Source organism: Lentzea sp. CA-135723, assembly GCF_050936595.1.
GTDB lineage: Bacteria > Actinomycetota > Actinomycetes > Mycobacteriales > Pseudonocardiaceae > Lentzea.
Window position 1 is genome coordinate 85,709 of sequence record NZ_JBNJMK010000001.1, and the last position, 14,587, is coordinate 100,295.

Sequence of the window (14,587 nt, forward strand, 5' to 3'; positions counted from 1 at the left end):
CGCTGCTTATGAGATGACCTCCGGCCGCGCGTGGTCGTTGGTCGGGATTGTTGTTGGCGCGCTTGGATTGTTAGCGCTCACGCGACGCCGTGGCGCGTGGGCCCTCGCGTTGGGGGCAGTCGGTGCGGTGGTCGGTTTGGTCGTCGTGCTGATGGCCAAGGGCGGGCCTGGCACCGGCTACGGCATCGTCGGCGGCTGGGCGTCGCTCGCGCTAGGTGTGGCCGGGGTCGCGCTCGGCTTGCTGACTACGAGAAGAGCCGCTCGGGCTGCTGGACGGCGCGGCGCGTGATCAGCCCCGCCGCACCCCGCACCACCGCGAACTCGCCGAGCGGGGAGGCGAGGAGTCGCGTGTGCCGTTCGCCGCCGGCGAGCACGCGACCGTCCATTTCGGACCGCACGGCTTCGTGGAGGTGGTCGTACAGCACGGCGTAGCTGCCGCCGAGGACGACCGTGGGCACGTCGAAGAGGTTGGTCAGCGTCGCGATGCCGACACCGAGCGCCTCACCGGCCTTCCGCACGGCCTCGAGTGCTTTGGCGTCTCCGGCTTCGAGTGCCTTGCGCAACGAGTCGAGTCGCCGCCGTCCCGCCTCGCGCAGGATGACGTCGAGTCCCGCGTACCGCTCGACGCACCCGCGGCTCCCGCAGGTGCAGGGGATGCCGTCGCGCTCGATCACGACGTGCCCGAGCTCGCCCGCGAACCCGCTGACCCCGCGGTAGACCTCGCCACCCAGCACCACCCCGGCGCCGATGCCGACGTCCGCCGTCACGTGCACGAAGTCCTCACCGGCGAGGTGCCGGGGCCACAGGTGGGCGAGCGCGGCGAGGTTCGCCTCGTTGTCGAGCTCGACGTCGATGCCGAGCCGCCTGCCGAGGTCGGCGGCGAGCGGCGCGCCGACCAGCCGGGGCAGGTTCGGCGCCCTGACCACCACGCCGTCGTGCACCACACCCGGAATCGCCAGCCCGGCCCCGAGCAGCGGGCGCGGCCCGGTGACCTCGTGGATGAGGGCGGCGAGCCGGTCGAGGACGTCGTCCTCGGCGACCTTGCGCAGGTCGGCGGGCACGAGCCGGCGTTCGAGGGTCTCGCCGTCGAGGCCGAGGGTCTCGACCGCCAGGTGGCTGACGTTGATCTCGGCGCCCACCGCCACCGGCCCGTCGGGGTGGAAGCGCAACGGCTTGGAGGGCCTGCCCATGCCGGCGAGCGTGGCGGGCTCCTCGACGAGGATGCCGCCTGCCAGCAGGGGTTCGGTGAGGTTCGACAGGGTGGCCTTGGTGAGGCCGGTGCGGGCCGCGAGGTCGGCGCGCGAGCCGGGGCGGTCGACGAGTGCGAGCAGCACCGTCCGCAGGTTGCCGAGGCGGACCTGCCTCAGGTGGTCGACGGTGGTCATCGCGGCCAGTATCGCGGTGCGCCGGCCCGCACCCGGACAGCGGGTGTGGGCCGGCGGTGGCCAGCGGCGGGTGGGTGGTGGCGGGTGGCTGGCGTGGGCCGGCGGTGGCGGGCGCAGCGCGGGTGGTCGCGGACGGCGGGTGTGGGCCGGCTGTGGTGGAGGTTGGTGGAGTGGTTGAAGGCTCTAGGCGCGGGCGGGCGGCGGCGTGTGCCGGGTGCCTGGTGGCGGACACCAGGTGCAGGCCGGCGGTGGTGAACGCCAGGTGTGGGCGCGCGGTGGTGGGTGCTGGACGAGTGGTTGAGGGGGCTGGGAGCGGGCGGGTTGAGGTGGGCAACGGGCGCGGGCGGGCGGCGGTGTGCGCCGGGTGCGCGGTTGCGGACGCCAGGTGTGGGCGGACGGGGGGTGCTGGCTGGGTTGTTGGGGGCGCTGGGTGCGGGCGGTCGGTGGATGTTGGGCGTGTGGATGCGGCCGCTTGGCGTGGCCGGGCCGCAGACACCGGGTGTGGGTCGGTGGTGGAGGGCGGCAGGTGGGTAGTTGAGGGCGCTGGGGGAGGGCGGGTTGAGGTGGGCACAGGGCGTGGGCGGGCGGCAGACACCGGGTGTGGGCCCGCGGCGGTGAGTGCCGGGCGGGCGGCCGTGGGCGCTGGGCACGGGCCGGCGCACGTCGGGCGGGTGGTTGAGGACGCTGGGTGCCGGCGGGCGGTTGTGGGCGCTGGCCGCGGGCCCGCGGCCAGCGCCCGGTGGGGCGTTGTTGGTGGCTGGCGTGGGGCCGGTGGTCATCGGCTCAGGTGTTTGGTGGCCGCGTCGGCGTAGCGCGCGCGGATCGACGGGATGGCGTCCGCCTCGAACAGCGTGCTGTCGGCGCCCTCCCACTCCGGCGGGGTGTCGCCGCCGGTGAGCGTCCACGCTGCCTGACGCGCGGCGCCGTCGGCCACGTACTCGCCCGGTGCGGGTACGGTCACCGGTACGCCGAAGACGGCGGGTGCGATCTCCCGCACGGCACGAGAGGCTGCTGCTCCTCCGACCAGGCGCACGCTCGTGACGTCCGCACCCTGGGATGCCAGCGCATCGAGTCCTACGGCTAGGCCGCACAGCATGCCTTCCACGGCCGCACGCGCGATGTTCGCGGGGGTGGCGTTGGTGAGGGTCAGGCCGTGCAACGCGCCGGTGGCGTCGGGGAGGTTCGGGGTGCGCTCGCCCTCCAGGTACGGGACGAGCACCAGGCCTTCGGCGCCGGGGCGGGCGGACAGGGCCAGGTCGCTCAGCGTCGCCAGGTCCACGCCCAGCATGCGGGCGGTGGCGTCCAGCACGCGGGCGGCGTTCAGGGTGCAGGCGAGCGGCAGGTAGCGGCCCGTCGCGTCGGCGAAGCCCGCCACGATGCCGGACGGGTCGGAGGCGCGGACGTCGGCTGTCGCCGTGACCACGCCGGAGGTGCCGAGGGAGACCACCACGCCGCCGCCCACGCCCAGCATGGCCGCCGCGTTGTCGCCGGCGCCCGCGCCGAGTCGCACGGGGCCGTCCACAGAGGACGCCGGGCCGAGCACCTCGGGGAGCACCACGTCGGAGCGGCCCAGGGCCAGTTCCACGAGGGACGGGACGTAGGTGTTCGCCGCCGAGTCGAAGTAGCCGGTGCCGGACGCGTCCGAGCGGTCGGTGACCAGGTCGGACAGGACGCCGGTGCCGCGCAGCTTCCACGTCAGCCAGTCGTGCGGCAGGCAGACGGCCGCGGTGCGCTTGGCGTTCGCCGGTTCGTGCTCGGCGAGCCACCTCAGCTTCGTGATCGTGAACGACGCCACCGGCACGAGGCCGATCCGGGTGGCCCACTCCGCGGCGCCCAGCTCCGCGGTCAGCGCGGAGGCGGCCGCCGCGGAACGGGTGTCGTTCCACAGCAACGCATCGCGCACCACGGCGCCGTCGGAGTCCAGGCACACCATGCCGTGTTGCTGGCCGGCGACGCTCAGGGCGGCGACGTCGTCCAGGCCGCCGGCGTCGGCGAGCGCGGACTCGAGGGCCGACCACCAGTGCGACGGGTGCACCTCGGTGCCGTCCGGGTGGGCCGCGCGGCCCTCCCTGACGAGCGCGCCCGTCTCGGCGTCGCGGACCACGACCTTGCACGACTGCGTCGACGAGTCGACGCCGGCGACCAGCGTCATGTCAGCGCGCTCCGGTGAGGTGCTCGATCGCGAGCTGGTTCAGGCGCACGAAGCCGTAACCGCGCTCGCCCGCCACCGAAGGGTCGAACCCGGTGTCGGCCAGCAGGTCGTCGTACGACTCGCCCGCGTTCAACGTCGGCTGCGACAGCTCCGCGACGCCCGCCGTCTGCAACGCCTCCTGCACCTCCGGGTCGGCCCGGAACGCGGCCGCGCGGTCGCGCAGCAGCAGGTAGGTGGCCATGTTGGCGCGAGCCGAGTCCCACACGCCGGTGATGTCCTCGGTGCGCGACGGCTTGTAGTCGAAGTGCCGCGGGCCGTCGTAACCGGCCGTCTCCAGCAGGTCGACCAGCGCGAACGCGTTCATCAGGTCGCCGTGCCCGAACACCAGGTCCTGGTCGTACTTGATGCTGCGCTGGCCGTTGAGGTCGATGTGGAACAGCTTGCCGTGCCACAACGCCTGCGCGATGCCGTGCACGAAGTTCAGGCCCGCCATCTGCTCGTGCCCGACCTCGGGGTTCAGGCCGACCAGTTCGGGCTTGTCCAGCGACGAGATGAACGCGAGCGCGTGCCCGACCGTCGGCAGCAGGATGTCGCCGCGCGGCTCGTTCGGCTTCGGCTCCAGCGCGAACCGGATGTCGTAGCCGCGGTCCGTCACGAACTGCGTCAGCAGGTTCATGCCCTCGCGGTACCGGTCGAGCGCCGCCCGCACGTCCTTCGCCACGTCGTACTCGGAGCCCTCGCGGCCGCCCCACAGCACGAACGTCTGCGCGCCCAGCTCGGCGGCCAGCTCGATGTTGCGCAGCACCTTCCGCAGCGCGAACCGCCGCACACCGCGGTCGTTGCTGGTGAAGCCGCCGTCCTTGAACACGGGGTGGCTGAACAGGTTCGTCGTCACCATCGGGATGACGAGCCCGGTCTCCTCCAGCGCGCCCTTCAGGCGGTCGATCTGCTTCTCGCGGTCGGTCGCCTCGAAGCCGAAGAGGTCGTCGTCGTGGAACGTCAGCCCGTACGCGCCGAGCTCGGCGAGCCGGTGCACCGCCTCGACCACGTCCAGCTCGGGGCGCGTGGCCTCGCCGAACGGGTCGCGGCCCTGCCAGCCCACGGTCCACAGACCGAAGGAGAACTTGTCCGCCGGAGTGGGCGTGCTCATCATCCACCTCATTCGTTCAATGCTTGAACTTAGTCTGGACAGTACGACGCCACGCCCGTGATCGCAATCGGTCAGATCCGGGCGGCCACGACCTCGACGGCGGGTGCCAGCGCCTCGGCGATCGCCCGGTAGCCCGCCGCGGACGGGTGGAAGCGGTCACCGGCGAACAGCGACGGGTCGGCGGCGAACCGCGGCGTGACGGCGCGTTCGACGTGCGCGACCACACCGCCGGCGCGGATGACCGCCCGCTGCTGGGCCTCGGCGTACTGGCGGCTCGCGGCCGACACGACGTCCCGCAACGCCGGCGGCACGTGCGCGACGACGCTCAGGTCCGGCGCCGTCGCGACGACGACCTCCGCACCTGCCGCTCGCAGGTCGGCGACCGCGTCGTGCAGCTGCTGCGCGCCCACCTCCGGTGGAACGAACCTGGTCAGGTCGTTCGCGCCGATCACCACCACGGCGACGTCCACCGCGCCCGCCGCCCGGACCTGGGCGCGCAGGTCCGCGGAACGGGCGCCGGGGAAGGCGCGCACCTGAAGATCGATCCGGTGCCCCAGACCCCGCAGGTGCTGGGCGAGCAACGGGCCGAGAGTGTCCTCGCGGCGAGTGCTGCCCACTCCGGCGGCGATCGAGTCACCGAGCAGACACAAACGCATGGCCTTTGAACGAAGACGGGCACGCCGGTGTTCCGGGGAACAAACCAGGACCGCCCGCGGTTGGAACAAATGGCTTCCGTGGAAGTGTTGATCTGTCTACACTCCACGATCATCACCACCGAGACGAGAGAGGAGACCGGCCGTGCGTACCGCCGTCGTTCTCTCGTCCCGCTTCGACGTGATCCTCGTGTCCCCGCACCCCGGTCGCCTGCTGCGCGCCGGGCGCCGGAGTGTCTGACGCACGCCTGAAAGCGTTCGTCGGGTCATCGCGCTGACCCCCGTAAGTCCTTGAAACCAAAGGCAGAGCCATGCGCACCATCACGTTGAACGCCGTCCGCAACCTCGGCATCCTCGCCCACGTCGACGCGGGCAAGACCACCCTCACCGAACGCTTCCTGTTCGCCACCGGCAGCACCTACAAGCGCGGCGAGGTCCACGACGGCACCACCGTCACCGACTTCGACCCGCAGGAGCGCGACCGCGGCATCACGATCTTCGCCGCCGCCGTGACCTGCACGTGGGACGGCCACCGCATCAACCTCATCGACACGCCCGGCCACGTCGACTTCGCCGACGAGGTCGAACGATCTCTGCGCGTGCTCGACGGCGCGGTCGCGGTGTTCGACGGTGTCGCCGGCGTGGAGCCGCAGAGCGAGTCGGTGTGGCGCCAGGCCGACCGGCACGGCGTGCCGCGGATCGCGTTCGTCAACAAGCTCGACCGTGCGGGCGCGGACCTCGACGCCGTCGTGGAGTCGATCCGCACGCGCCTGCACACCGTGCCGCTCGTCGTGCAACTGCCGATCGGCGCGGAGGACGGCTTCCGCGGCGTCGTCGACCTGGTCCGCATGCGGGCGCTGGTCTGGGACGACGCGCTCGAGGACACACCCGTGCCGGAAACACTGCTGGCAGAGGCACGACGACGCCGCCGGCTCCTGGAGGAGGCGGTCGCCGAACTGCATCCTGACGCACTGGAGGAGTTCTTCGCAGGAGGCCTGAGTGACGAGACGCTCCAAACGGCGCTGCGCGAGATCACCGCGCAGGGCACCGGAACCGTCGTGCTGTGCGGCAGCGCGTACCGCAACCGGGGTGTGGAACCGTTGCTGGACGCGGTGATCGCGTACCTGCCGTCCCCTGTGGACGTTCCGCCGGTGCGCGGCGTCGACGGCCAGGAACGCCGTCCCGACCCGGACGAGGAGTTCGCGGCGTTGGTGTTCAAGGTGAACGCCACCGCCACCGGACGTCTCGCGTACGTCCGCGTCTACTCCGGCACCCTCCACAAGGGAGACTCGGTGTTGGTGGCGGGCCGCGCCGAACGCGTCGGGCGGATCCTGCGCGTCCAGGCCGACCGGCACACGCCGGTCGACGAGGCCGTCGCGGGCGACATCGTGGCGCTGGTCGGGCTGAAGTCGGCCCGCATCGGCGCGACGCTGTGCGCTCCGGACGCGCCGTTGCTGCTCGAACCCCCGGTGTCGGCCGAACCGGTCGTCTCGGTGGCGGTGGAGGCGCGCACCAGCGCCGGCAACGCCAGGCTCGTCGAGGCGCTCGCGCACCTCGTCGACGAGGACCCGTCCCTGCGGTTCGGGACGGACCCCGAGACCGGCCAGACCGTGCTGTCCGGCCAGGGCGAGCTGCAGCTGGAGGTGGCGGTGCAGAAGGCACGAACGCTGCACCGCGTGGAGATCACGATGGGCCGTCCGCGCGTCTCGTACCGGGAGACGGTCAGCGAAGGCGTGCGCGGATTCGTGTACCGGCACGTGAAGCAGGACGGAGGGCAGGGCCAGTTCGCCCACATCGTGATCGACACCGAACCGCTGGAGGACGGGTTCGAGTTCCGCTCGGCCGTCACCGGCGGCCGGGTGCCGCAGGAGTTCGTCCGCGCGGTCGAACAGGGCTGCCGGGACGCGCTCGCCGAGGGCCCGCTCGGCCACCAGGTGGCCGGGCTGCGGGTGACGCTCACCGACGGGTCCACGCACGTCAAGGACTCCTCGGAGATGGCGTTCCGCACGGCAGGGCGGCTCGGGCTGCGCGAGGCGTTGAAAGCCGGCGTCATGCAGCTGCTCGAACCGATCGCCGAGGTCACGGTGACCGTGCCGGACTCCTACCTCGGCGGGGTGCTCGGTGACCTGGCGACGCGCCGTGGCCGGATCCTCGGCTCGGTGGCCAGGTCCGGCGCGACGGTGGTGACGGCGAGCGTGCCGATGGCCGAGATGTTCGGGTACGTGACGAGGTTGCGCAGCCGGACGCAGGGCCGCGGCAGCTTCACCAGCACGCCGACCGGCTACGCGCCCGCGTAGATCGCAGGCCCGGCCCTGTCGGCCCACGACAGGGCCGGGCCTGTGTCATGATCGGCGAGATGGACCCGTTGCGCGTGATGTCGTTCAACCTCAAGTTCGCCTCCGCCGCCGAGCCGAACTCGTGGCCGGCCAGGCGCCCGGTGATGGCCCAGCTCCTGATGAACGAGCTCCCGCACGTCCTGGGCACCCAGGAGGGCCTCTACGGCCAGCTCAACGACATCGCGCACGACCTCCCGGACCACTACGACTGGATCGGCCAGGGCCGGGCGGGCGGCAGCCACGACGAGTTCATGGCGATCTTCTTCGACACCCTCCGCCTCGAACCGCTGGAGTTCGACCACCACTGGCTCTCCGACACGCCGAACGTGATCGGCTCCAGGTCGTGGGGCAACAACGTGGTCCGGACGGTCACCTGGGTCAGGTTCGCCGATCGCCTGTCCGGCAGGCAGTTCGTGGCCGTCAACACGCACTTCGACCACGAGTCGCCGAACGCCCGCCTGCGCGGCGCCGAGTTCGTCCGCGACCGCCTGGAGGCCCAGACGTTGCCGGTCGTCCTCACCGGCGACTTCAACGACGTCCCCGGCTCACCGGCCTACGCGACCCTGACGAGCGTCCTCGCCGACAGCTGGCTCGCGGGACGGCAGACCACCCCGGCGTACGGGACGTTCCACGGCTACGGCCCGCTGGTCCCGGACGGCCCGCGCATCGACTGGATCCTCACCCGCGGCGTCACCGTCGGGGAGGTCGCGATCAACACCTACCGGCGAGATGGCCAGCACCCGTCCGACCACCTCGCCGTCCAGGCGTCGATCACCTTCTAGGCGCCCACTCGGGTGGCAGGTCGTGCGAGCACGTCGGCGCACCGGCCGCCCGCGCCTGCCGTTGCGCCAGGTACGGCCCGGCGATCTCGTCCCGCGGCACCGGCGCCAGGGCCGTGATCGCGTCACCCGCCGCGAGCACCTGGCGCCGCATCCGCTCGTGGTCGACGGCCGACGCCCCGAACGCCGGTGCCCAGAGGGTCCACGGCCCGGAGATCATCGCCATCGTCGGGACCAGGTGCGAGTGGAAGTGCGTGCCGATCCCGCCGAACGAGCACTGCGGCGGCACCCGGCCGGGTACCGGCAGGTCGCTGCCCGGCAGGACGAACGTGCGATCCACCGCCCGTCCGGCCAACGCGGTGAAAGCGCTTCCGGCGAGCACCGGACTGCCCGCGAACCACCCGGAGAACTCGGCCAGCCCGGTCGCCTGCAGCGATCCGTCGACTGGCAGGAACTCCCGCGTCCCGAGGTGCTCCAGCACGAACGCGAACGCCACCGACCCCGAGTCGTAGTCGCGGTCCAGCGCGCGGGCCTTGAACTCGCTGCCCTCGGCCGGCCGGTGCAGGTGCCCGGTCGCGAAGACGAACTCGATCGTGCGCGGACGGCACCGCAGCGGGAGGCGCGCGAAGTGCTCGGCCAGCGCCAGCAACGCGACGGTCCCGTTCTCCTGCACCCACCCCACGCCGTCGGTGTTGGTGTCGAGCACGATCCGTTCGCCGCTGACACCCGGCAGCGTGGCGACCAGCGACCGCGTGACGGCAGGAACGCGCGCCGCCAGCACACCGATCGTCGTGCGCGTGCCCGGCACCAGCCGCGCCGCCGCGTCCGACCCGACGAACACGCCCGGCACGCGGTAGTGGGTGCCGAGGTGCGGGTCCCAGTAGCCCTTCACCTGCTCGTGCGGGAACGGGAACGCGATCACCACCCCGGCGGCGCCGGCCGTGCCCGCGTCGACCATGTCCCTGTCCAGCAACGGTTCGGCGAGGTAGCCGCGGTCGAGGGCGGGGAACGCGCGCAGCACGACCTTGCCGCGGGCGTTCCCGGGCGTGATCGGGGTGCCGGCGGGAAGGGAAACGAGCTCGCCCGCGCGGAGGCCGGGTTCGGAGTAGGGGATGGCGCCCGCGACCGGCACGGCGCCGCCGGACAGCAGGAAGCCGGGGCCGGGCTGCCAGCGGGTGATCGCGAACGGCTCGGACCGCACGGACACGCCGGGCAGCCGGTCGGCGCGGCGTTCGAGCCACGAGATGAGGCGGTTGTGGTTCGGGCTGCCGGTGGCGCGGACGCCGAACCCGGCGACGGTGGCGTTCAGCGCGCGCAGCTGGGCGGCCGAGGCGAAGGTCTTCTCGTCGATCGCGGGGCCGCAGTCCGTCGCGGCGACGGCGGGCGTGGTCAGTTGGAGGGCGAAAACCGTTACGACACCTATGAATGCAACGCATCTGGCGGGGCGCACGCGGCACACTGTGGCCGCCGTGAGGGGTGCTCACAATCCGCTGACCGGGTAACCAAACGAGACCCTGTCAACCGTCAACGGAAATGGTTTATACCAATTTCCGCTACGGTCCGCGAGATGCGCCTGAAATCGACGTTCGGCCGCGTCGCGGTGATCGCGTACGCGCTGTTGTTCACCCTCGGCTCGACAGCCGTCGCGAGCGCCTCGCACGGCAACGAGTGCAGAACCCCGTCCATCGACCGGTTGCAGCAGTGGATCGCCAGCGGTGAGGGCGCCACCGAACCCGCGACCGGCAGCATCCTCGTGCCCAAGGGGCGGCACGACCACACGGCGAAGATCAAGTTCCTGGCCGACGACTGGGCGGTCATGGTCGTCTGGCTGGGCAACAAGTTCGAGGCCCAGGCCGATCTGTCCACATCGCACGGTTTCTGGATGACCTACCGCGCCACGAACGACCTCTACGTCCAGCTGCGGCCGGCGGAGTTCTGGAGCGGTGGCGACAAATGGGTCACCAGGATTCCGTCCACCGGCGGCAAGCTGGTGAAGCGGTTCTTCAGCTTCAAGACAAAGGACTGGACATATCTGCCGGCGCTCGGCAAGCCGTCCTACCCGTTCGCCGAGGCCCTCGACGACGCCCGTGGCCTGGTGTTCGTCGGCAACACGAAGAACGACCTGGAGTTCCAGGGCCTGAAGATCGACGGCTACCGGCCACCCTGCGTTTACTGATTTCCGGTTACTGTCCCGGGACGTGAGAGCGCTCCCGGTCTTCCTGGTCACTGTCCTCACCGCCGCACTGGCGACCCCCGCGAGCGCGGCGGTGAGAGACGACACCCGGTACGTCGACCCGCTGATCGGCTCGGCGGGCGGCGGCAACACCTACCCCGGCGCCGTGCGGCCGTTCGGGATGATCTCGTGGAGTCCCACCTCGACCCGCGGGGACCAGACGAACACCGGCGCCGCCAACGGCTACGCCTACGACGCGACGCGCGTGCGCGGGTTCAGCCTCACGCACGTCAACGGCGCCGGCTGCCACCCCGGTGCGGCGGGCGACGTGCCGATCATGCCGCACGTCGGGGAGATCACCTCGTCGCCGACCGCGGACACCAAGGACCAGATCTTCGCGAGCGACTTCTCCCACGCCGACGAGAAGGCCGAGGCCGGCCGGTACCGGGTGGGCCTCAAGTCCGGTGCCACGGCCGATCTCTCCGTGACGACCCGCGCGGGCATCGGCGAGTTCACCTTCCCGGTCAACGGCTCGCTGCTGTTCCGCACGTCGAACTCGTTGAACGGCAGCGAGGACGCGGACATCACGATCGACCCGGCCACGAACAGCGTCTCGGGTTCGGTGCTGACCGGCGCGTTCTGCGGACGCAGGGCCAACGGCGGCACGAACAACCAGAAGACCTACTACCGCCTGCACTTCACGGCGTCGTTCGACCGCCCGATCAGCGCCTACGGCACCTGGGTCGACAGCGAGCTCAGGCCGGGGACCACGTCGGCGTCCGGCGGCGAGGGCTACCTGACCGGAAGCGCCCGCGCGGGCAAGGGTTCCGGCGGCTACGTGTCCTTTGCGGACAGTTCCGTGCGGATGCGCGTCGGCATCTCCTACACCAGCCTGGACGCGGCCAAGCGCAACCTCGCGGCGGAGATCCCGAAGCGCGCGACGGTAGACGACGTCGCACGTGAGGCGCGCGAGGAGTGGGCCAAGCGGTTGCGGGCGGTCGAGATCGACGGCGGCAGCGCGGACGAGCGCACGGTCTTCTACACCGCGCTCTACCACAGCTTCCTGCAGCCCAACGTGATCACCGACGTCGGCCGTGCGACCCGGTACGGCAACTTCTCCGGCTGGGACCAGTACCGCGCCCACACCCAGCTGCTGGCGTTGCTGGCACCGGACGTCGCGAGCGCGTTCGCCCAGTCGTTGCTGGAGATCTCGCGTCAGAACGGCGACGTCTGGGACCGCTGGGTGCACATCACCGGCCCGACGCACGTCATGACCGGCGACCCGTCCGCCCCGGCCATCGCGGGCATGTACGCCATGGGAGCGCGGAACTTCGACGTGCGCGCGGCCTACGACTCGCTGCTGCGCCAGGCCACCGTCCCGCACCCGGACGGCCTGTCCGACAAGGGCTGCCCCGGCCAGTGCGAGGGCCAGCGCCCGAACCTCGCCGAATACGTGCGCCTCGGCTACGCCCCGCAGGACACCTGCCACTGCTGGGGCGGCGCGGCCGAGACCCTGGAAGACGCCGTAGCCGACCAGGCGCTCGCCGACCTGGGTCGCCGGCTCGGCCGCCCGAACGCCGACATGGAGCAGCGCGCGGGCTGGTGGCGCAACACGTTCAACCCGGCCACGGGCTACCAGCAGGCCCGTCGCGCCGACGGCACCTGGGTGACGCCGTTCAACCCTGCCTCCGACCAGGGCTTCGCGCAGGGCAGCAGCGCCACCTACACGTGGATGGTCCCGCACGACGCCGCCGGCCTGGCGTCGGTGATGGGCGGCAACGACACCGCCGTGACGAGGCTCGACGGGTTCTTCAAGCGCGCCGACGGCTCGTGGGCCACCGGCGGCGACGCCCTGCGGTACGACCCGACCAACGAGCCTGGCATCCACACGCCGTGGCTGTACAACGAGTTCGGCCAGCCGCGCAAGACGCAGGAGACCGTGCGGGCGATGGCACGGCTGGTCTACAGGACCGGCCCGTCCGGCCTGCCCGGCAACGACGACCTCGGCACGATGTCCGCCTGGTACGTCTTCGCCGCGCTGGGCCTCTACCCGCGCACGCCGAGCAGTGCCGAGCTGCACCTCTCCAGCCCGATGTTCCCGAAGGCGCGGATTCCCGGCAGGAACATCACGGTCATCGCCACCGGCACGCCGGGGATCTACCTGGAGGAGACGCGGTGGAACGGCCGTGAGGTCGACCAGCCGTGGCTGCCGGAGTCGTTCGTGCAACGCGGGGGAGTGCTGGTCTCCCGCCTCGCAGGCTGAGCCGGGGAACGCGCGTGGGTCAGTGCAGGACGGCCCACGCGCGGGTGCGGGGATCGACGAGCACCGGCAGCCGCGCACCGGGCCGCAGCTCCGCGCACTCCGGCCGGCCGCACCGGTGTCCCACCTCGAAACCGCCGTCCGGCAGGGGGAGCCAGAGCGTCAGGTCGTAGTACTTCTCGTCGCTGTCGTCGTAGAGGGACTTGTCCGTGACCTCGCTGAGCACCCGCGTCCCCGCCGCCTCCAGGGCGGTGGTCTCCCTGGCGGAGTCACCCGCCGACGACCAGATCGCCAGCATGATGAACGCGGTCACCAGCAGTGCGAGCTCCCACAGCAGGATCGCCCACCAGGGGCCGTCGGAGAAGCCGGCCAGCACCATGCCCGCGACGACGCCTACCAGTGACACCCCCGCGAGGACGCGCTGGGCGATGGCCGAGCCACGGCTCGTCAGGGTGACTTCGGTGGGAGTGGTGGTCACCGCGCCACTTTAGGGTGCGGCGCCTGGGAACGGGCACGGCGCGAAGGCGATCCGGTGTCAGGCCGAGACGATGGCGGGCGCTGTCGCCTCGGTCAGTCCGCCGGCGGCCTGGTGTGCCAGGGCTTCGTCGATCGACTGGACGTCGCCGAGGTAGGCGTGGAAGGCGGTGATCCTTCCGTTGCGCAGGGTCAGGACGTGCGAGCCGGTGTTGGTGTAGCGGCTGCCGTCGAGCAGCGTGGCCTCGTTGGTCCACTCGACGCCGACGGTGGTGTGCCAGGGCCAGCCGTCCACGGCGACGGCGCGGACGCGGAACTCCAGGCCGGGCAGGACGCGGTAGAGCCTGGCCAGCCACGCGGTGACGTCCTCGCGGGTGGACCGTTCTCCGCCGAGTGCGCCACGGCCGGGGAACGTGTGGTGCACGTCGGGGGCCATGTTGTCGATCAGGGACATCTCGCCGCGGGACAGCGCGGAGAACGCGGCGCGGACGTTGCGTCGAACGAACCAGCGGTACACAGCAGCTCCTCGTGTTTGACAGTGTCAAAGTCTCGGTCGCCTCCACTGTGCACCTCTGCTTTGACGGTGTCAAACTCCTCTGCGAGACTGGTGGCATGAGCCCGTCGTCCGACTCCGCGTACCCAGCCGACGTCCGCGCGGCCCTGCTGGCCTCCGCTCGCGCCGAGCTGCTGGAGAACGGGGTGGGGGGCCTGAGTCTGCGCGCGATCGCCGGGCGGGCGGGCGTGTCCAGGGCCACCCCGAAGTGGCACTTCGGCAACCGCGCCGGTCTGCTGACGGCGCTGGCGGTCGAGGGCTTCGCCCAGCTGGGAGACGCGCTCGCCGCCGCCGTGGCGGACGTCGCCGACCCGGCGGCGCGGTTCACCGCGCTCGGCCACGCCTACCTGGACTTCGGCCTCGGCAACCCCGAGCTCTTCGACCTCATGTTCCGGTCGGCCGAGCTCGATCGTGACGCTCCAGAGCTCGTCCAGGCCCACCGCGACTCCTTCGCGGTCCTGGGTGACGCGGCGTCCGCGACGGCGGGAGGCGCCGCGGCCGATCCGGCGGAGGTCTCACTGCTGGCGTGGGCGGCCGCCCACGGTCTCGTGCTGCTCGTGCAGGACCGCGCGCTCCAGTCGCTCACCGGGCTCGCCACCCGCGAGGAGCTGGGCGCGGTGGCCCACCGGCTGGCCGACACCTTCACGGCACTCGTCCAGGGGCCACGATGAC

General features: G+C 71.9%; 13 protein-coding genes. 6 read left to right on the forward strand and 7 right to left on the reverse strand.

Annotation, left to right across the window (positions count from 1 at the left end):
• Positions 1-13 precede the first annotated feature (13 nt).
• Complete coding sequence (locus ACQEU1_RS00320; RefSeq protein ID WP_433211237.1) at positions 14-289, forward strand: DUF6223 family protein; 276 nt, start codon at positions 14-16, stop codon at positions 287-289.
• Here the strand turns inward: ACQEU1_RS00320 and ACQEU1_RS00325 are convergent.
• From ACQEU1_RS00325 to ACQEU1_RS00340, 4 genes are all read right to left on the reverse strand, one after another.
• Positions 246-1,385: an ROK family protein gene (locus ACQEU1_RS00325; RefSeq protein ID WP_433194905.1), complete on the reverse strand. Its 1,140-nt coding sequence runs from the start codon at positions 1,383-1,385 to the stop codon at positions 246-248. The two genes, ACQEU1_RS00320 and ACQEU1_RS00325, sit on opposite strands and share 44 nt — an antisense overlap.
• 775 nt (positions 1,386-2,160) lie before the next feature.
• Entirely contained in the window at positions 2,161-3,537 is a 1,377-nt protein-coding gene (locus tag ACQEU1_RS00330; protein ID WP_433194907.1) for a xylulokinase, read from the reverse strand.
• A gap of 1 nt (position 3,538) precedes the next feature.
• Complete coding sequence (xylA, locus tag ACQEU1_RS00335; RefSeq protein WP_433211240.1) at positions 3,539-4,690, reverse strand: xylose isomerase; 1,152 nt, start codon at positions 4,688-4,690, stop codon at positions 3,539-3,541.
• A 68-nt stretch (positions 4,691-4,758) separates the two neighbouring features.
• Positions 4,759-5,343, reverse strand: coding sequence for an SGNH/GDSL hydrolase family protein (locus ACQEU1_RS00340; protein WP_433194909.1), 585 nt, complete (start codon positions 5,341-5,343; stop codon positions 4,759-4,761).
• A gap of 308 nt (positions 5,344-5,651) precedes the next feature.
• Here ACQEU1_RS00340 and fusA point away from each other — a divergent pair, with 308 nt between their 5' ends.
• Complete coding sequence (gene fusA / locus ACQEU1_RS00345) at positions 5,652-7,637, forward strand: elongation factor G (protein WP_433194911.1); 1,986 nt, start codon at positions 5,652-5,654, stop codon at positions 7,635-7,637.
• 59 nt (positions 7,638-7,696) lie between these two features.
• Positions 7,697-8,458, forward strand: a complete 762-nt coding sequence (locus ACQEU1_RS00350) for an endonuclease/exonuclease/phosphatase family protein (RefSeq protein WP_433194913.1) — start codon at positions 7,697-7,699, stop codon at positions 8,456-8,458.
• Here the strand turns inward: ACQEU1_RS00350 and ACQEU1_RS00355 are convergent.
• The gene (locus tag ACQEU1_RS00355; RefSeq protein WP_433194915.1) at positions 8,448-9,905 is read right to left on the reverse strand and encodes a hypothetical protein; all 1,458 of its coding nucleotides are present in this window, start codon (positions 9,903-9,905) and stop codon (positions 8,448-8,450) included. The genes ACQEU1_RS00350 and ACQEU1_RS00355 overlap by 11 nt on opposite strands.
• A 117-nt stretch (positions 9,906-10,022) precedes the next feature.
• Here ACQEU1_RS00355 and ACQEU1_RS00360 point away from each other — a divergent pair, with 117 nt between their 5' ends.
• Both ACQEU1_RS00360 and ACQEU1_RS00365 read left to right on the forward strand, forming a co-directional pair.
• Positions 10,023-10,631, forward strand: coding sequence for a hypothetical protein (locus tag ACQEU1_RS00360; protein ID WP_433194917.1), 609 nt, complete (start codon positions 10,023-10,025; stop codon positions 10,629-10,631).
• Positions 10,632-10,653: 22 nt separating this feature from the next.
• A complete protein-coding gene (locus ACQEU1_RS00365; RefSeq protein ID WP_433194919.1) occupies positions 10,654-12,891 on the forward strand; it encodes a GH92 family glycosyl hydrolase in 2,238 nt (745 codons plus the stop codon).
• 19 nt (positions 12,892-12,910) lie between these two features.
• Here ACQEU1_RS00365 and ACQEU1_RS00370 read toward each other — a convergent pair whose 3' ends face one another.
• Entirely contained in the window at positions 12,911-13,366 is a 456-nt protein-coding gene (locus ACQEU1_RS00370; RefSeq protein WP_433194921.1) for a hypothetical protein, read from the reverse strand.
• A 57-nt stretch (positions 13,367-13,423) separates the two neighbouring features.
• Positions 13,424-13,879, reverse strand: a complete 456-nt coding sequence (locus tag ACQEU1_RS00375) for a nuclear transport factor 2 family protein (protein WP_433194923.1) — start codon at positions 13,877-13,879, stop codon at positions 13,424-13,426.
• 95 nt (positions 13,880-13,974) lie between these two features.
• Between ACQEU1_RS00375 and ACQEU1_RS00380 the strand changes: the two genes are divergently transcribed.
• A complete protein-coding gene (locus ACQEU1_RS00380; protein ID WP_433194925.1) occupies positions 13,975-14,586 on the forward strand; it encodes a TetR/AcrR family transcriptional regulator in 612 nt (203 codons plus the stop codon).
• The last annotated feature ends 1 nt before the right edge of the window (position 14,587 follow it).

Excerpts from the sequence above, each read along its gene's own strand:
- ACQEU1_RS00330 (WP_433194907.1), bottom strand. The coding sequence starts at position 3,537 with ATGACGCTGGTCGCCGGCGTCGACTCGTCGACGCAGTCGTGCAAGGTC.
- ACQEU1_RS00360 (WP_433194917.1), top strand. The coding sequence starts at position 10,023 with ATGCGCCTGAAATCGACGTTCGGCCGCGTCGCGGTGATCGCGTACGCG.
- ACQEU1_RS00320 (WP_433211237.1), top strand. The coding sequence starts at position 14 with ATGACCTCCGGCCGCGCGTGGTCGTTGGTCGGGATTGTTGTTGGCGCG.
- ACQEU1_RS00350 (WP_433194913.1), top strand. The coding sequence starts at position 7,697 with ATGGACCCGTTGCGCGTGATGTCGTTCAACCTCAAGTTCGCCTCCGCC.
- fusA (WP_433194911.1), top strand. The coding sequence starts at position 5,652 with ATGCGCACCATCACGTTGAACGCCGTCCGCAACCTCGGCATCCTCGCC.
- xylA (WP_433211240.1), bottom strand. The coding sequence starts at position 4,690 with ATGATGAGCACGCCCACTCCGGCGGACAAGTTCTCCTTCGGTCTGTGG.
- ACQEU1_RS00325 (WP_433194905.1), bottom strand. The coding sequence starts at position 1,385 with ATGACCACCGTCGACCACCTGAGGCAGGTCCGCCTCGGCAACCTGCGG.
- ACQEU1_RS00380 (WP_433194925.1), top strand. The coding sequence starts at position 13,975 with ATGAGCCCGTCGTCCGACTCCGCGTACCCAGCCGACGTCCGCGCGGCC.
- ACQEU1_RS00340 (WP_433194909.1), bottom strand. The coding sequence starts at position 5,343 with ATGCGTTTGTGTCTGCTCGGTGACTCGATCGCCGCCGGAGTGGGCAGC.